Here is a 17427-nt window from a genome sequence, read left to right as displayed (position 1 = left end):
CATGGCAGAAGAAAAATTATCAACCCGACATCTTTTAGGTATCAAAGATATTAACCGAAATGATATCGAATTGATCTTACAAACTGCAGATAATTTTAAAGATGTAATCAACAGACCGATTAAAAAGGTTCCTGCTTTGAGAGACATCACGATTGCGAATATTTTCTTTGAAAATTCAACGCGTACAAAACTGTCTTTTGAACTTGCAGAAAAGAGACTTTCTGCTGATACCATCAATTTCGCCGCTTCTTCCTCATCGGTAAGTAAAGGTGAAACGCTGATTGATACGGTAAATAATATCCTGGCCATGAAAGTGGACCTGGTAGTGATGAGACACCCTTATGCGGGAGCTGGTCAGTTCCTGAGCAGGCATGTCAATGCACAAATCGTGAACGCTGGAGACGGCGCACATGAACATCCTACGCAAGCACTTTTAGATGCTTTCTCTATCCGCCAGAAACTAGGTGATATTGAAGGTAAAAAGGTAGTGATTGTAGGTGATATCCTACACTCAAGGGTAGCCATATCCAACATTCTTTGCCTGCAAAAGTTAGGCGCAGAAGTGATGGTATGCGGTCCGACTACACTGATTCCCAAACACATTGAGAGTTTAGGCGTAAAAGTAGAACACAACCTGATCAAAGCTTTAAACTGGTGTGATGTAGCCAATATGCTACGCATCCAGCTGGAAAGACAAGACATCAAATACTTCCCTTCCCAAAGAGAATATGCCATGATGTATGGCTTAAACAAACAAATCCTGGACAACCTGGACAAAGAAATCATTGTAATGCACCCTGGCCCGATTAACCGTGGCGTAGAGATTACCAGTGATGTCGCAGACAGCAAGCAATCTATTATCCTTGAACAGGTAGAAAACGGTGTTGCTGTGAGAATGGCAGTACTTTATCTGCTTGCTTCTCAGAGAGATTAAAACTTCGAAAAGTTTTATATAACATTCTTGTTTTCTTTTCGTTAAAGCCAGTGTTATCAACAGTTGTTAGTTTCTTATGCTGACAAGACCTAATACTATTTTTATATTCGTAGCAACCATATTTGAAACCAGATGCAGAAAAAATACCTTTTTATTCCGCTATTCTTAGCAGGTAGCTTTACAACTAGCTATGCGCAGTCCAGCAGACTAGTTTACCTCAATGAAAATTATCGAACAGGTCTGGAGTTACTGGACAATGAAAAATACGTTGCAGCAGCCGAACAATTTAGGTTGGTAGATAAAGCCCGTCAAAAAGCAGATGCCCAACAAGAAAGTAATTCTGAACTGTCCTTGCTCAAAGAAAATGCGAAGTTCTATGCTGCCGTTTGTGCTTTAGAACTAGGAAACAACGACGCAGAAAGTCTTTTTCAGAAATTTATTAAGGATTATCCCCTAAATGCAAATACTAAACTTGCTTATTTCCATGTTGGTAAATCGTATTTCGCTCAGGAAAACTATCAAAAAGCATTAGATTGGTTCGAAAAAACTGACCCTTCTACCCTTTCTCAGAAACAACGTCTGGAATATCAATTCAAACAAGGATACGCGTATTTCATGTTGAAAGACATCGAAAAAGCAGAACCATTATTTGAAGCTGTTAAAAAAGAAAAATCTCCGTATCAGGAAAGTGCGACTTATTATTTCGCCTATATCAATTACCTGAACAAAGAATATAAAACTGCATTGGCCAACTTTGAAAAGTTGAAAGGCTCTCCTACTTACGAAGAAAGCTATCCTTATTACATCACTTCAATGTATTACCTGGATGAGCGCTACGATGATGTGCTCAGTTATGCCGTTCCTATTTTAAAGACCACAAAACAACAGTATGAGGCAGAAATGCTTAGCTTGATTGCGGCCTCTTATTTCGCTAAATCTGATTATACCAATGCAGAGAAGTATTTCCAGGAATACTATTCGAAAAGTAAATCTGAAGTTAAAAACAACTTGTTTATCTATCAGTACGGTTATTCATTGTTTCAGCTGAAAAGATACCAGGAAGCTGTAGCAATTCTTGAAAAACTAGACACAGATGATGTGTACCTGCAAAGTGGTATGTATACGCTGGGTCGTTCTTTCATTCAATTGAAAAATAAAGAAAAAGCACGTAGTGCCTTCTTTAGATCTTCAAGACTTGATTTCGATAAGTTCATACAGGAAGAGGCATGGATAAATTATGCCCGCTTAAGCTATGAGCTTGATTTCAATCAGCAGGCACTGGAATCTACACAGAGTTTCCTGAAGCAATTCCCTAAATCGCGCAAATCGAATGAAGCCAAAACTTTGTTGGGAGAGATTCTGTTAACCAGCAAAAACTACCAGGCAGCAATTGATATTCTGGAGCCTATTCCGGATAAATCTCCTGAAGCTAAGGAAGCTTATCAGAAAGTGACTTATTTCAGAGGTTTAGAGTTCTACAATGAACGCGCATTCCCGAATGCACTATCTATGTTCCTGCGCTCAGAGAAGTTCCCTGAAGATCAGGAAATCCATGCACTGAACACTTACTGGAAAGCAGAAGCCAGCTACGAATTGAGAAAATTCGGAGAAGCAGTGAAAACTTTCGAACAGTTTCTGGAAATGCCGGGAGCCGATAAAACTGAAGTTTATAACTTCGCAAATTATGCATTGGCCTATGCCGCTTTCGAAGATGAGCGTTATGGAAAAGCTGCTGCCTATTTTGAACGCTTCCTGAAAGGAAATGATAAGGATGCGAAAACTGTAAATGATGCAACCATCAGATTGGCCGATTCTTATTTCGTGAATAAGAGCTATGGCAATGCGTTGGTCAACTACAATAAAATCATCGCTTCCAAAGCAACCGGAGAAGATTACGCATTGTTTCAACGCGGAATGATTCAGGGCTTAGAGAATCAGAACGATGAAAAGATCAATACCATGCAGAGTTTGCTGAAGCAATTCCCGACGTCAAACTATGCGGATGATGCCGGTTTTGAAACTGCTTATACTTACTTCAACAAAGGTGATCTTGACAAGTCTAAAACTGACCTAACTGCATTAATCAGCCAGTATCCACACAGTAGTTATGTGCCACGTGCCTTAGTAACCATCGGCTTGGTTCAATACAACCAGGATCAGGATGATGCAGCTTTAGAAACGTTTAAAAAGGTTATTGCCGACTATGCAAGTAGCGAAGAAGCCAAACAAGCATTGGAATCTATTAAAAATATTTATGTAGATAAAGGTGATTCAGAAGCTTTCATCGGCTATGCCAAAACTACACCTATCGGTGATTTCTCTATTGCTGAGCAAGATAACATCGTATTCCAGGGTGCCAACAACCGTTACCTGAAAGGTGATGCGAAAGGTGCTTTTGAAGCGGTAAATGCTTATTTTGATAAGTTCCCTAAAGCCATCCATGATAAAGAAGCCAAATTTGTAAGAGCAGAATCATTGGTGAAATTAGGAAGACCTGATGAAGCGATTCCTGATTATGAATATATCCTGAACGACTGGACCAGTGATTATACAGAACGCTCATTAGTGAGTATCTCAAAGTTATTCCTGGATCAACAAAAATATAATGAAGCAATTGTTTACCTGAAAAGATTAGAAACAACTGCCGATTATAAAGTGCATTATACTTATGCCATCAACAACTTGTTGAAAGCTTACAGTGCATTAAATATGCCGGATGATGTGATCAAGTATGTAGCCTTGATCAAGGAATCTGATAAGTCTTCACAGGAAGAGAAAAGCAGTTCTGACCTGTATGCAGGTAAGGCTTACTTAGTGAAAGCAGATACGACGCAAGCCGTAAAAGCCTTCAACAATGTGGTAGAAAAAACTAAAACACTGGCCGCTGCCGAAGCGAAATACAATCTTGCTGCCATTCAATATGCAAAAAAAGAGTACAAAACTTCTACAAAAACCTGTTTTGACCTGATCAACAATATGTCTTCTTATGATTACTGGGTGGCGAAAGCTTTCATCCTCTTAGCAGACAACTATGTCGCATTAAAAGATAATTTACAAGCGAAAAGTACATTACTGAGCCTGATAGACAACTATGATGGTAAAGATGATATTGTACCGACTGCTAAGGAAAAATTAAAGAAAATTAAATAAGACAAGCACGATGAGATTGACGAAATTAATATATAGCACCCTACTTTTTGTGACTGCCGGATCTCTAAACGCATTGGCACAGGATACAAAAACTACTGATAAGAAAACTGAAGAAAAAGCCGTAACGGAAGAAATTGAAGTTGTACGTCCTTATAAACCAGTACTGGCAGAAGCCGTTAAACTGAGAAGAAGTCCGGATTTAAATACTGTAAAGACTTATAAAGCTAAATTCAATTATAGTCTGACCGACAGGAAACTGGAACTAAATTCTGACATCAATAAACTACAGGCACAGCAGGTAGCTAAAGAAAGAGAAACAGAATTGATCAACAACTATCTGAAAGGTGGCTTCGGTATCCGTACTACGGTACTCGGTGAGGCTTACATTAACCTTGGTAGAGATGAAGCTTTGCAGGCAGGTGCTTTCTTTAAGCACTTCGGTCAGAAAGGTAAGCTGGCAGGACAAGAAGTTAACCAACAACAATTGAGCGTTTTTGGAAGAAGTATTGGTGAGGTTGTGACCATGAGTGGTCGCGTCAACTACCAAAGAAATGGTTTATTTTTCTATGGATTTAACCCTGCAAAACCAGAGTTAAACCTAAACCCGGAAAAACAAACCTTAAGCTTTATTGAAGCAGAAGGTGAAATTGTAAACAAGTTTACAGATGATCCGGATGCCTTAAGCTATGCCGTTAAATTAAACGGATACCTATGGAATGATAAGTATGCTGCCAAAGAAAACTCTGTCATTGTAAATGGTTATGTGAACAAAAGAATCAGCAGCTTCAACTTAGGTCTTGCCGCTTCAACAGAATTTGGAAACACCAAAGATGCGTTGACCAGCGTAAGCAATAACCTTTTGAAATTAAACCCTTACATCAGGTTAGAAGCCAATGGCGTTAAAATCAATGCAGGAATTAACTTCGTACAGGAATTTGGTGCTTTCTCGAAAAGCAGAATCTTCCCTGCCGTTACTGCAGATTTAACCCTGATTCCTGATTACCTGCAATTGTTTGCAGAAGTTAAAGGTGATGTAAACCGTAATTCTTTAAAACAATTCAGCGATGAAAATCCATTCCTGAATGCCAATATCGACATCAAAAACTCTGTTGAGAAATTGTCGTTCAGTGCTGGTATCAAAGGTACAGGTGGTCCGGGATTTGGCTACAAAGCCAGGGTATATCACAAGAAGATTTCTGATATGGCCTTATTCGTAAACAACTTTGCAAACCCTAGCCGCTTTGATGTGATCTATGATTTTGGGAACACCACAATGACCGGTTTAGAAGGTGAAATCTCCGTTCAGGTGAGCAATTCATTGAAATGGACTGGTAAATTAAATTTCGAAGATTACCAGCCAGCACAGGAATCAGCAAGTTGGTTTAAACCTCAAATGAGAATCACTTCTGATTTATTATTTAACGTAACAGATAAAATTGCATTAAATGCTTCGGTAGCTATTCAGGATGCTAGTAAAGCAAAATTATATACCGTTGCCCCGGCTAGTCCTTATGTAATTCCTGATCCATCAAATGAGACTATTGTAAGTGTTAAAGGTTTTGTAGATCTTGGCGTTGGTGCCAGCTATAAGATCAACAACAAGTTTTCTGCTTTTGCAAGAGCAAACAACCTGTTCAACTCTTCTTACAGCAGATATCTTTACTACCCAACTATCGGAACTAACATCTTTGGAGGATTAACTTATTCCTTCTAAGCGGTTTTCGATTTAATAATTGGTGGATATAGAATTAAAATTTAATTTTACCAGAATGGACATGTTATCATACCTTACAGTACTTATTAAAACCCGTAAAGAGGTTGGGATCCCCGGACTTGGAACGATCTATAAAAAGAAATCTCCGGGAAGGTATGATGCAGCAACACATTCCTTTTTGCCGCCCAGCTTTGTGCTGGACTTCAATCCGGAAGTACTGGAGCAAAAATTGCTCATTGACCATATCTGTAAGCATAGAAATATATCTCCGGACTCCGCCAGTTATTTTGTAGATCAGTTTGTTGAAGAAATAAAAAAACAACTTGATGAACATCAGGAAGCCAGTTTAGCGCCCCTCGGCACTTTATATCAATCTTCAGGAACACTTAGCTTTAAGCCCTTAAATGATCAAAACTTCGGTTTTGATTTTTATGGTTTACCACCTGTCAAAGATGAACTTTCAGCACCAGTAGTTTCTGAAGTGGTCAATGATACGCTAACTGCCTCAGAAACTGAGCAACAACAGGAAGAACGTCATCTGACAGAAGAACAGCTGGATCTTGAAAACAGCAATGCTGACCTTAGAGATGAGTCAACAATCCCTCCGGTTATTGAAGAGGTAACAGAGGAAGAATCATTGCCAGACGAAGAAGCATTGCTAACTAATGAAGGAGTAGAAAACATCGCCTATGAACAAATCGTTGAATCCACTGAACTTCCTTCAACACCAGAACTATCAGCAATAGCGGAACTTCCGGCAACACCAGAAAAAGAGGTAATTCCTGAGCAGGATGAACAACCTGTTTTTGAAGAAATCGCAGAGGTTGAAGTACCAAAACAACCAGTTGCACAACCTGAAATTGAGAGTATTGGAAATATCGAAGAGCAACCAAAGGCTATATTTGAAGAACCTGTAGTTACTCGTCCGAGTATTAACGAAATCTATGCACAAGCCAGTAAAACTGTTGATGTGCCGATTCCTCCGATCATTCCTCCAATATCAGTAAGTAGTCCAACGTCAGCAATTGAAAAAGAGCTCCTGAGTAACGGAGGTTTCTATAATTCTAATGATGAGCCTGCGGAAAGAGCCGGGATACCCCTTTATCTAAAAATCCTAATCGCACTTTTACTAATTCTTATTGGATTGGTAGCCGGGTATTTTATCCGCCCTGATCTTTTCGATCCCATTTTAAAAATGGGCAAAAATCCGGTCATTGCCCCTATAACTGTCCAAAACACCGTACAAGCAGCCGATTCGCTCGCTTCTTCGGATAGCCTAAAGAATACTTTAGCATTAAATGATACGCTGAGAAAAGATACGCTTGCAACTGCAAAACCTGCAGGAACAGCCGTAGTTAATGACCCTAAAGCTGCACAGGCCAATGCTCCCGTGCCGCAAACCGGAACTACTTTTGAACTTATTGGCGCCTCAGTAGCCAATCAAAAAGAAGCCGATCGCTTTATTGCCCAAATGAAAACGCTGGGATTAAATGCGAAGGCTATTCCTCCTGTTCCAGGGAAAAAGAAAATAAAAATCAGCATTGCAACGTTTAATGACTATAACAGTGCCTATGCGGAAAAACCTGCATTGGAGAAAAAATTAGGCATTAAAGATTTATACATACACACAAACAAACCATTATAAATTATGATCGCATTAATACAGGGTGCTAATGATAGCCTTAACCAAATTGTTGATACCGCTAATAACGCCACTCAAGCCGTAACTGCAGCAGCTCCCGAACTACACTTCATCGACTTACTTTTTAAAGGTGGATGGGTAATGATTCCCCTGGCCTTCCTTGCATTTGCAGGCCTGGTTATTTTTGTTGAAAGATACCTGACCATCAGAAAAGCCTCTAAAACAGAGTCAAATCTAATGCTTCACATTAAACAATATATTCATGAAGGCAGACTGGATAATGCCATTACCTTATGTAGAAACAACAGCTCTCCGCTTGCCAGAATGTTGGAAAAAGGATTGAAAAGAATCGGTCGCCCAATCAAAGACATCGAAGCTGCAATTGAAAACAACGGTAAACTGGAAGTATCTAAACTGGAGAAAAACATTGGTATCCTTGGGATCATTGCCGGTATTGCACCGATGCTTGGTTTCGTAGGTACAATTATTGGTGTAATCACTATTTTCCATGATGTATCCATTAAAGGAGCCATCGAAATCGGAACCATCTCTGGTGGTCTTTATACTAAAATGATTACTTCTGCAACTGGTTTGATCATCGGTATTATCGCTTATGTATTGTATCATATCCTGAACATGATGGTAGAACGTATCATCTTAAGAATGGAAACTGACGCTATTGAGTTCATCGATCTATTAGAGGAGCCAGGAAAATAATGAATCTACGTAAAAGAAATAAAGGAACCGTAGAGGTTCATACTTCCGCACTGAATGATATCATGTTCTTCCTCATGCTGTTTTTCCTGCTGGCATCAGCCGCAGTGAATCCTCAGGTGGTAAAACTGTTATTGCCAAGATCGGAATCCGGACAACAATCCGCTGCACAGAAAACTGTTACTGTATCCATAGATGAAAAGTTGAATTATTATGTAGATAAAGAACGTACATCTCTTGAAGGTATTCAAGCAGCAATTGAAACTTACCAGAAAGCATCTCCAGATCTGACTATCGTATTATACGTAGCCAGAGGAGTTTCCATCGAAAATACCATGCTGGTATTTGATGTAGCTAACAAATTAAAACTTAAAGTTGTACTCGCTGTAGAACCTAAGAAATAATGACGTACCCAAAGGAAGAAAATAATTATCCTAAAGCAGTAGCCATCTCTACTGGTATTATGATTGCCCTCATCGCATTGAGCTTCTTCATTGTGATTGGGTCATTCCAGCCTCCTGTGGAAGCAGGTATGGGTGGTATGGTAGTCAACTACGGAACCTCTGTAACAGGAATGGGGTCCGATTATACCAGTATTGAAGAACCTTCTGCGGATCCGAATGCCAATCAAAAAGCACCGGATAAAGTGGTTCCGGCAGAGCCTACCAAGGAGACGCCTACCCAGGAAAATAGTACTAAAGAAATTGTAACACAAAGTACCGAGGATGCCGTTAGCGTAAACACAAAAAGTAGCACTAAGAAAGCAGCTCCTACTGCAACGGTAGAGAGTAAACCTGCAAAGCCTGTCATCAACCAAAATGCCCTTTATAAAGGTAAAGCCAATAAAGGTACTGGTGGCGGTGATGGAACCGGTACAACTCCCGGAAATCAAGGCGACAAAGATGGTGATCCATTAGCCAATAATTACGGCGAAGGCGGATCCGGATTTGGCGAAACTCCAATTGCACTTAGAAAATTCACCAATTTAGTTACACCACAAGATGATGGTCAGAAAACCGGAAAAATTGCGGTAAGGATAAAAATCAATAAAAGTGGTGTAGTAATCGATGCAACACCAGGTGTTAAAGGGACTACGCTTAACGACAGAGAGCTATGGCGAAAATGTAAAGAAGCCGTAATGGGCGCTCGTTTAACGCAGGCAGATAATGCCCCTGATGTTCAAATCGGTGTGGTAGTATTCAATTTTAAGGTAAAATAAAACCCTGGTATTCTTTGTAGAACTCCAAAATGAACTATAAACAAACCCTCGATTACTTATACAGTAAACTACCCATGTTTACTCGTGTTGGCCCTGTAGCCTATAGAAAAGACCTGCACAACACTATCGCCATGTGCGATCAACTGGGAAATCCACAGGATAAGTTCAAAACCATACATGTAGGTGGAACCAATGGCAAAGGTTCCACTTCACATATGCTTGCGGCAATCCTTCAACAGGCCGGATACAAAACGGGACTTTACACCTCTCCTCACCTCAAAGATTTCAGGGAACGCATTAGAATTAACGGGGAGATGATCCCCGAAGCTTTTGTGATTGATTTTGTGGAAGACCAGAAAAGCTTAATGGAAGAACTTCAACCTTCGTTTTTCGAGGTCACAGTAGCCATGGCTTTTTCTCACTTTGAAAAGGCGGAAGTAGATATCGCCATCATCGAAGTTGGCCTTGGCGGTCGGATTGATTCTACCAATATCATTACCCCGGAACTTTCCGTGATTACCAATATCAGTCTTGACCATACCAATATACTGGGGAATACCCTGGAGGAAATTGCAACTGAAAAAGCTGGAATTATAAAAAAAAGTGTTCCTGTAGTCATCGGAGAAACGCAAACGGAAACTGAAAAAATATTTATTCAGAAAGCTTTAGAAACCAATAGTCCTATCTATTTTGCAGACCAGGAATTACAACTTCAGCAGCTTCAAAAAACAGGAAAATACCTGGATGTAGCAATCTCCAATGGAGAAATTCCGGTTTATCCGCATTTGGAATCAGACCTTAATGGTGCTTACCAGCGTAAAAATATTCTGACCGTTATTGAAGCCATTCAAATCTTAAAACAACAAGGTTTTCAAATTGAAGAGGCGGCGGTTTATACTGCGCTAAAGAATGTAAAAGGACTAACCGGATTGCAAGGAAGATGGCAAACCCTAAGCGAAAACCCATTAGTGATTTGTGACACCGGGCATAACACAGCGGGCATTACAGAAGTCATGCAAAACATCAATGATACCCCTCATGATCAGTTACACATTGTCATCGGGATGGTAAAAGATAAAGACATAAGTGGCGTTTTGAAGTTGTTGCCGACAGATGCACATTATTATTTCTGTCAGCCAGAATTAGAAAGAGCATTACCAGCATCAGAGCTCGCAGAACAAGCTAAAAATTATCATTTAATTGGTGATGTCTTTCCTGACGTCCAATTGGCCTTTCATGCGGCAAAAGACAATGCAAATGCTAATGACCTGGTATTCATAGGTGGAAGTACATTTGTAGTAGCTGAAGTACTATAAAATCTTTACATAATAGTAATGTCAATAACTACTTCGATTAACTACCTTTAAAAATTCATTAACACCAAAATATGATTCGTTTATTCATTGATAAACGAATCTTTGCTTTTAAACTAATACAGAATGAAAAGAGTTTACCTGTTATTTTCTGCACTGCTTATTACCTGTAGTGTATCAATGGCACAAAAGAAAACAGCTGCTGTTTCTAAAAAAGATTTCCCGGCATCAGTCGACAGACCGAAGCTGGTAGTTGGTCTGGTAATCGATCAAATGAGATGGGATTATCTTTACCGTTATTACAGTAGATATTCTACCGGAGGTTTCAAAAGACTAATCAATGAAGGTTTCTCTGCAGAGAACACGTTCATCCCTTACACCCCTACTTACACTGCTTGTGGCCACGCCAGTATCTATACTGGTTCTGTTCCGGCAATCAATGGAATTATCGGTAACGACTGGTACGATCCTCAATTAGGACGCAACGTATATTGCGCGGAAGACACCAGTGTAACCAGCGTTGGCAGTACTACAATGGCCGGAGTGATGTCTCCAAAAAATATGTTGACCACCACTATTACTGATGAACTTCGTCTGGCAACAAACTTCCAGGGAAAAGTAATTGGTATTTCGATGAAAGACCGTGGTTCTATCCTTCCGGCAGGGCATTCAGCGAATGCAGCTTATTGGTTTGACGGACAAACCGGCGACTGGATTACCAGTACTTATTACATGACTAAACTGCCAACATGGATGCAGGATTACAACAAAATCAAGCTGGTTAACAAGTTTTATGAAAAAAACTGGCCAACCCTATATCCTATTGAAACCTATACTCAAAGTACAGCAGACGATAAAAACTACGAAGGAAAAGCCAGAGGCGAACAAAGTCCAACCTTCCCTCATCCTTTGAAACTATACATGGGAAAAAACTATGAGATGATCAAAAGTACGCCTTATGGAAATACAATGACCTTAGACCTGGCTAAATTAGCCATCCTTTCTGAAGATCTTGGAAAAGATAACATTACTGATTTTCTTGCCGTAAGTTGCTCTTCTACGGATTATGTTGGTCACCAATATGGTCCTAACTCTATCGAAGCAGAAGATACTTACCTGAGATTAGACAAAGACCTTGCAGATTTTTTCGATTACCTGGACAATAAAGTAGGTAAAGGAAACTACCTGTTTTTCTTATCGGCAGACCATGGCGCAGCACATGTACCTGGTTTCATGGCCGAAAACAAATTACCAGGTGGTACAGTTGACGATGCTCCGGTTATGAAAGAATTGAATGGACGTTTGGAGGCAAACTTTGGCATTAAGAAAGCCGTCATCAAATCGATGAATAACCAAATCTATTTTGATCATAAACTGATCAAAAATGCAAAAGCCGACTTTGATGCAATTAAAGCTTTCAGTATTGAGTTCTTAAAAACTCAAACTGGTTTTATGGATGCCGTAGATTTAAATAAAGTTGGAGCAAGTAGCTTACCTGAGCCGATCAAAACAAGAATTGCCAATGGTTACAATGCCAGAAGAAGCGGAGACATATATTTCACCCTGCAATCAAATTATTTCGATAGCAGTAGCAAAACAGGTACAACTCATGGTTCATGGAATCCCTATGATTCCCACATTCCATGTGTATTCATGGGCTGGAATGTAAAACCTGGAAAAACTAATAAAACACATTACATGACAGATATCGCCGCTACATTAGCTGCTATGTTACACATACAAATGCCTAGTGGCTGTGTTGGTGAACCCATCACAGAACTAACCCACCAATAAATTGAGGAACATTTATCTTCAAACCAAAAAGGTTTCAGAGGTAATTGATTAACCATATTAATACATTTAAAAGACCGCCGGAACAAATATTCCCGGCGGTCTTTTTTTATGCATCTACTTTTGTATTGATTTAGCTATGCTCACCACCTAAGCCCGTTTTTTGTTACATTTGATTACCAATTATAAAACCATTCTATGGAGCAAATCAAGATTTATAAACCTAAAAATAAAATACGTTTTGTAACTGCAGCAGCTTTATTCGACGGACATGACGCTACAATTAACATCATGCGCCGAATCCTTCAATCCTCAGGAGCAGAAGTCATACACCTTGGCCACAATCGTTCTGTAGAAGAAGTGGTCAACTGCGCCATTCAGGAAGATGTACAAGGAATTGCTATGACCTCCTACCAGGGAGGCCATATTGAATATTTCAAATACATGTATGACCTCTTGCAGGAACGTGGTTCTTCCCACATCAAAATCTTTGCTGGCGGTGGTGGTGTGATCCTTCCATCGGAAATTGCAGAGTTGCAGGAATATGGAATCACAAGAATATACTCTCCGGATGACGGCCGGAAAATGGGCTTGCAAGGGATGATCAATAACATGCTTGAGCAAACAGATTACATCACTGTAACCAGTCTGAATGGGGAACTTAAAACCATCCCCCAAAAGAATATAAAAAGCATTGCTTCGGCAATTACTGTTGCGGAGAATGATCCTGAAGGAGCACAAGCTTTTGTGGATGAACTAAAAAAACTAACTATAAAAAATCAGGCCCCGGTACTTGGTATTACAGGAACAGGCGGATCCGGAAAATCGTCCCTGGTAGATGAATTAGTGAGGCGCTTCTTAATGGAAGTAAAAGATAAAACCATGGCCATTATCTCCGTGGATCCATCCAAACGCAAAACCGGTGGCGCTTTACTTGGGGATAGGATTCGCATGAACGCCATAAATAATCCAAGAATTTACATGCGATCCCTGGCCACCAGACAGGCAAATCTAGCACTTTCCAGAAATGTACAAGAGAGTATAGACATCTGCAAAGCTGCCGGATATGACCTGATTATTGTAGAGACCTCTGGAATTGGCCAATCAGATACAGAAATAACAGAACATTGTGATGTTTCCCTATATGTGATGACACCGGAATTCGGTGCAGCCACGCAATTGGAAAAAATTGATATGCTTGATTTTGCCGACCTGGTAGCAATCAATAAATTTGATAAACGTGGTGCTTTGGATGCCTTACGCGATGTGCGTAAGCAGTACAAACGCAACCACAACCTCTTTGATGCAAAGGACGAAGACATCCCGGTTTTCGGCACCATGGCTTCCCAGTTCAATGATCCTGGAATGAATAATCTCTTTTCTGCCCTTATGGATAAAATTAAAGAGAAAACTAAGATCGATTTTAATGCACAAATAGAACTTAGCACCACGCAGTCTGAGAAAATCTATATCATTCCACCTGACCGGATCAGGTACCTCGCAGAGATCGCTGAAGCCAGCCAATCCTATAATGAATGGGTCGAAAAGCAAAGCGTTATTGCCAGAAAGCTATATCAGCTACAAGGCGTAACACAGCTTTCTAAAGAAGAAAAGTTAAATAAAGATCTTCCAGGCACAGCAAACATCAATGATGCCTTACAGCATGTTTACCAACATATGGAGGAACAACTGGATAGCGAATGTAGAAGATTAATTCGCCAATGGCCAGATACAAAAATCAAATACAAACAAGAATTCTTCGTTTATAAAGTCCGTGATAAAGAAATCAGGCAACCTTTATTCTATGAATCTTTATCTAAATTAAAAATACCTAAAGTATCCCTACCCCGCTACGAAGATTGGGGTGATATCTTACGCTGGCTACTCACAGAAAATGTACCTGGAGAATTCCCTTATGCTGCAGGTGTTTTTCCACTAAAACGCGACGGAGAAGACCCGACACGTATGTTTGCTGGTGAAGGCGGTCCGGAAAGAACCAATAAAAGATTTCATTATGTATCCCTGGGACAGCCAGCACACCGCCTTTCTACCGCATTCGATTCCGTAACACTATATGGTGAAGATCCACATATCAGACCAGATATCTATGGTAAAATAGGTAACTCAGGAGTCAGTATTGCCACCTTAGATGACGCTAAAAAACTATATTCCGGCTTTGATCTATGTGCAGCATCCACCTCAGTTTCCATGACCATTAATGGTCCTGCCCCAATGTTACTCGGTTTCTTTATGAATGCGGCCATAGATCAGCAATGCGAAAAATACATCATAGAACATAACCTTCAGGAAGAAGTAGAGGGTAAAATCAATACCCTGTATAAATCAAAAGGGATTCAGAGACCAAGCTATAGTGGTGTACTACCAGAAGGCAACAATGGCTTAGGTCTGATGTTGCTTGGAGTAACAGGTGATCAGGTATTGCCTGCAGAAGTTTATGCGAAAATCAGAGCCTACGCTATCAGTACGGTCAGAGGAACCGTGCAGGCAGATATACTTAAAGAAGATCAGGCTCAAAATACCTGTATCTTTTCTACAGAATTTGCCTTAAGAATGATGGGTGATATTCAAAGTTATTTCATCACTGAAAAAGTACGTAATTTCTATTCTGTATCAATTTCAGGTTATCATATTGCAGAAGCAGGTGCAAATCCCATATCTCAACTTGCTTTTACCTTAAGCAACGGTTTTACTTTTGTAGAATATTACCTGAGCCGCGGAATGAATATTGATGATTTCGCTCCTAACTTATCCTTTTTCTTCTCTAATGGGATTGACCCTGAGTATTCCGTAATCGGAAGAGTGGCCAGACGGATCTGGGCTAAAGCCATTAAGAACAAATACAAAGGCAACGACCGTTCACAAAAATTAAAATATCACATTCAGACTTCCGGCAGATCATTACACGCACAGGAAATTGATTTTAATGATATCCGCACCACATTGCAAGCCCTATATGCAATTTATGACAACTGTAATTCCCTGCATACCAATGCTTACGATGAAGCAATTACTACGCCTACAGAAGAATCTGTTCGCAGAGCGATGGCCATTCAGCTCATTATTAACCGTGAATTAGGGTTGGCAAAAAATGAGAACCCATTACAGGGTGCATTTATCATTGAAGACCTAACCGATTTAGTGGAGGATGCGGTATTACAGGAATTCAAACGTATCAACGATAGAGGTGGTGTTTTAGGCGCGATGGAAACCATGTATCAACGAGGTAAAATTCAGGAGGAAAGTCTCTACTACGAAACCTTAAAACATAATGGAGAATATCCAATTGTGGGGGTGAATACCTTCTTAAACAAAAATGGTTCTCCTACCGTTGTTCCCGGAGAAGTAATCCGCGCTACAGAGGAAGAGAAACAATACCAGATTACCGCATTAAAAACGTTCCAGGATAGAAACGCTGAACATACAGCCTCTATACTCAAAAAGTTGCAAAAGTCGGCCATAGCTGGCGAAAACATCTTTGAAGAGCTTATGGAAGTATGTAAGATATGCTCTTTGGGACAAATTTCAAATGCGCTTTACGAAGTTGGTGGACAATACAGAAGAAATATGTAGATATCTGTCTAAAAGAACCGGGTTATCCTAAATTTGAAATAAAAACAAGAAAGCCTGAATATATCATATTCAGGCTTTCTTGTTTTCTATGGGTATTTTAAGAATGTATCCAGCTAAACTTATAATCCATTGTAGGATTCTTCATTCTGTCTGCTACACGCAATAACCTGTTCGGTAAAGCCATGATATAATCACGTGCTTTCTCTCCGGTTTCATTTAAATCGCGCATACTGTCTAATTTCCATTCTTCAATTAGTTGTTGCATAATCTCCACATAGTCTACTGCGGTATAAACGCCTAAACGCTGTGCCGCATCCGTAAAGTGACCGAAGGTCTGTCCGATTTTAAGCCCCATTTCGCGAAGGAAATGAGCAGGCATAACAATCTTCTTACGCATCATATCTTCAAAAGCAACCATTGCTTCATTTGGATCCACTTCAAATATTTTAGCCATGAAGTCTTTGTATGCTTTCGCATGGCGAGCTTCATCTGAAGCAATTACCCCACACATTCTGGAAAGTAAAACATCACCATCTTTCTTAGCCATAGAAGCTACCCTTCTGTGCGAAATATTGGTAGCCAACTCCTGAAAGCTGGTATATACAAAGTTTCTATATGGATCATGTCCTGTGCCTATATCGAATCCATCAGCAATCAGATACTGAGTGGAAATTTCCATCTGGCGCATATCAACACGTCCTGAAAGATAAAGGTATTTATTTAGTAAGTCTCCATGTCTGTTCTCCTCGGCAGTCCAATGACGCACCCATTTCATCCAGCCACCTTGTTCATTTTTAGTGATGTCATCTACCATCGTTAACCATGATTCATAAGTAGGCAAAGCCTCTTCTGTAATGGTATCGCCGATTAAGACAGCAACAAGGTCATAAGATAACCCATCTGCATTCTCACGTAACTGTTTTATATCCTGGAAAAATGTATCACTGGTTGAATCCGGCAAGAAATCAGAAGGTTGCCAATTAGTGTCAATCGGTTTCAAGTAGGTGTCCATCACCTCAAGCATATAGCCCTCGATGTGTAACATCACTTCTCGTCTTTTTTCTGCGAAAAAACTCATTGTTTTTTTATGTTTTAAATTAGTTTCAAAGATAACCAAAAATTACATATTCTATCGTTGCACCATTATTTTATTCGCAATTAAGGTCCTTAAAATACAGCTTTCCCAACATTAAATTTGGCCCTACAAGCTTATAACATCATACAAAAGAATAAGTTTTCAATAAAGGCATTCCAAAAGCTGTTGCTATGTAATCTTATTCTACAAGTCATTTAAGCTGGATCCAGAATAGCGAACAAAGTACTTAGATACAAAGCTAATGGAGTTACAATCCTGCATGC

The 17427-nt window shown here is 39.8% G+C and carries 11 protein-coding genes; 10 read left to right on the top strand and 1 reads right to left on the bottom strand.

Annotation, left to right across the window (positions count from 1 at the left end):
* Position 1: 1 nt before the first annotated feature.
* The 10 genes from OQX61_RS10670 (at position 2) to OQX61_RS10625 (ending at position 16068) form a co-directional block, all read left to right on the top strand.
* Positions 2-934 carry an aspartate carbamoyltransferase catalytic subunit gene (locus tag OQX61_RS10670; protein ID WP_265841656.1) on the top strand — a complete coding sequence of 311 codons (933 nt, stop codon included), beginning with the start codon at positions 2-4 and terminating at the stop codon, positions 932-934.
* 132 nt (positions 935-1066) lie between these two features.
* A complete protein-coding gene (locus OQX61_RS10665) occupies positions 1067-4084 on the top strand; it encodes a tetratricopeptide repeat protein (protein WP_265841655.1) in 3018 nt (1005 codons plus the stop codon).
* A gap of 10 nt (positions 4085-4094) precedes the next feature.
* The gene (locus OQX61_RS10660) at positions 4095-5798 is read left to right on the top strand and encodes a TonB-dependent receptor (RefSeq protein WP_265841653.1); all 1704 of its coding nucleotides are present in this window, start codon (positions 4095-4097) and stop codon (positions 5796-5798) included.
* A 55-nt stretch (positions 5799-5853) separates the two neighbouring features.
* Positions 5854-7443, top strand: coding sequence for a hypothetical protein (locus tag OQX61_RS10655; protein WP_265841652.1), 1590 nt, complete (start codon positions 5854-5856; stop codon positions 7441-7443).
* A 3-nt stretch (positions 7444-7446) separates the two neighbouring features.
* The gene (locus OQX61_RS10650; protein WP_265841651.1) at positions 7447-8157 is read left to right on the top strand and encodes a MotA/TolQ/ExbB proton channel family protein; all 711 of its coding nucleotides are present in this window, start codon (positions 7447-7449) and stop codon (positions 8155-8157) included.
* The gene (locus tag OQX61_RS10645) at positions 8157-8558 is read left to right on the top strand and encodes a biopolymer transporter ExbD (protein ID WP_265841650.1); all 402 of its coding nucleotides are present in this window, start codon (positions 8157-8159) and stop codon (positions 8556-8558) included. The genes OQX61_RS10650 and OQX61_RS10645 overlap by 1 nt, the downstream gene beginning before the upstream one ends.
* The gene (locus tag OQX61_RS10640; RefSeq protein ID WP_265841649.1) at positions 8558-9373 is read left to right on the top strand and encodes an energy transducer TonB; all 816 of its coding nucleotides are present in this window, start codon (positions 8558-8560) and stop codon (positions 9371-9373) included. Before OQX61_RS10645 ends, OQX61_RS10640 begins: the two co-directional genes overlap by 1 nt.
* A 29-nt stretch (positions 9374-9402) precedes the next feature.
* Positions 9403-10689, top strand: coding sequence for a folylpolyglutamate synthase/dihydrofolate synthase family protein (locus OQX61_RS10635; protein ID WP_265841648.1), 1287 nt, complete (start codon positions 9403-9405; stop codon positions 10687-10689).
* A gap of 123 nt (positions 10690-10812) precedes the next feature.
* Positions 10813-12480 carry an alkaline phosphatase PafA gene (gene pafA / locus OQX61_RS10630; protein WP_265841647.1) on the top strand — a complete coding sequence of 556 codons (1668 nt, stop codon included), beginning with the start codon at positions 10813-10815 and terminating at the stop codon, positions 12478-12480.
* A gap of 195 nt (positions 12481-12675) precedes the next feature.
* Positions 12676-16068 (top strand): methylmalonyl-CoA mutase family protein, encoded by a 3393-nt coding sequence (locus OQX61_RS10625; RefSeq protein WP_265841646.1) that lies wholly within the window; start codon positions 12676-12678, stop codon positions 16066-16068.
* A gap of 97 nt (positions 16069-16165) precedes the next feature.
* Here the strand turns inward: OQX61_RS10625 and OQX61_RS10620 are convergent, their stop codons facing one another.
* The gene (locus tag OQX61_RS10620) at positions 16166-17146 is read right to left on the bottom strand and encodes an acyl-ACP desaturase (protein ID WP_182960312.1); all 981 of its coding nucleotides are present in this window, start codon (positions 17144-17146) and stop codon (positions 16166-16168) included.
* Positions 17147-17427 lie beyond the last annotated feature (281 nt).

Origin of the sequence: Pedobacter sp. PLR (genome assembly GCF_026239675.1) — a bacterium.
Classification (GTDB): domain Bacteria; phylum Bacteroidota; class Bacteroidia; order Sphingobacteriales; family Sphingobacteriaceae; genus Pedobacter.
The sequence above is the reverse complement of the archived record's forward strand: the minus strand, read 5'-3'. Positions and strand labels throughout refer to the sequence as shown.

Bases quoted from the DNA above. Each gene is read 5' to 3' on its own strand.
- OQX61_RS10635 (WP_265841648.1), top strand. From the start codon at position 9,403: ATGAACTATAAACAAACCCTCGATTACTTATACAGTAAACTACCCATG.
- OQX61_RS10665 (WP_265841655.1), top strand. From the start codon at position 1,067: ATGCAGAAAAAATACCTTTTTATTCCGCTATTCTTAGCAGGTAGCTTT.
- OQX61_RS10620 (WP_182960312.1), bottom strand. From the start codon at position 17,146: ATGAGTTTTTTCGCAGAAAAAAGACGAGAAGTGATGTTACACATCGAG.
- pafA (WP_265841647.1), top strand. From the start codon at position 10,813: ATGAAAAGAGTTTACCTGTTATTTTCTGCACTGCTTATTACCTGTAGT.
- OQX61_RS10670 (WP_265841656.1), top strand. From the start codon at position 2: ATGGCAGAAGAAAAATTATCAACCCGACATCTTTTAGGTATCAAAGAT.
- OQX61_RS10660 (WP_265841653.1), top strand. From the start codon at position 4,095: ATGAGATTGACGAAATTAATATATAGCACCCTACTTTTTGTGACTGCC.
- OQX61_RS10640 (WP_265841649.1), top strand. From the start codon at position 8,558: ATGACGTACCCAAAGGAAGAAAATAATTATCCTAAAGCAGTAGCCATC.
- OQX61_RS10645 (WP_265841650.1), top strand. From the start codon at position 8,157: ATGAATCTACGTAAAAGAAATAAAGGAACCGTAGAGGTTCATACTTCC.
- OQX61_RS10655 (WP_265841652.1), top strand. From the start codon at position 5,854: ATGGACATGTTATCATACCTTACAGTACTTATTAAAACCCGTAAAGAG.
- OQX61_RS10625 (WP_265841646.1), top strand. From the start codon at position 12,676: ATGGAGCAAATCAAGATTTATAAACCTAAAAATAAAATACGTTTTGTA.
- OQX61_RS10650 (WP_265841651.1), top strand. From the start codon at position 7,447: ATGATCGCATTAATACAGGGTGCTAATGATAGCCTTAACCAAATTGTT.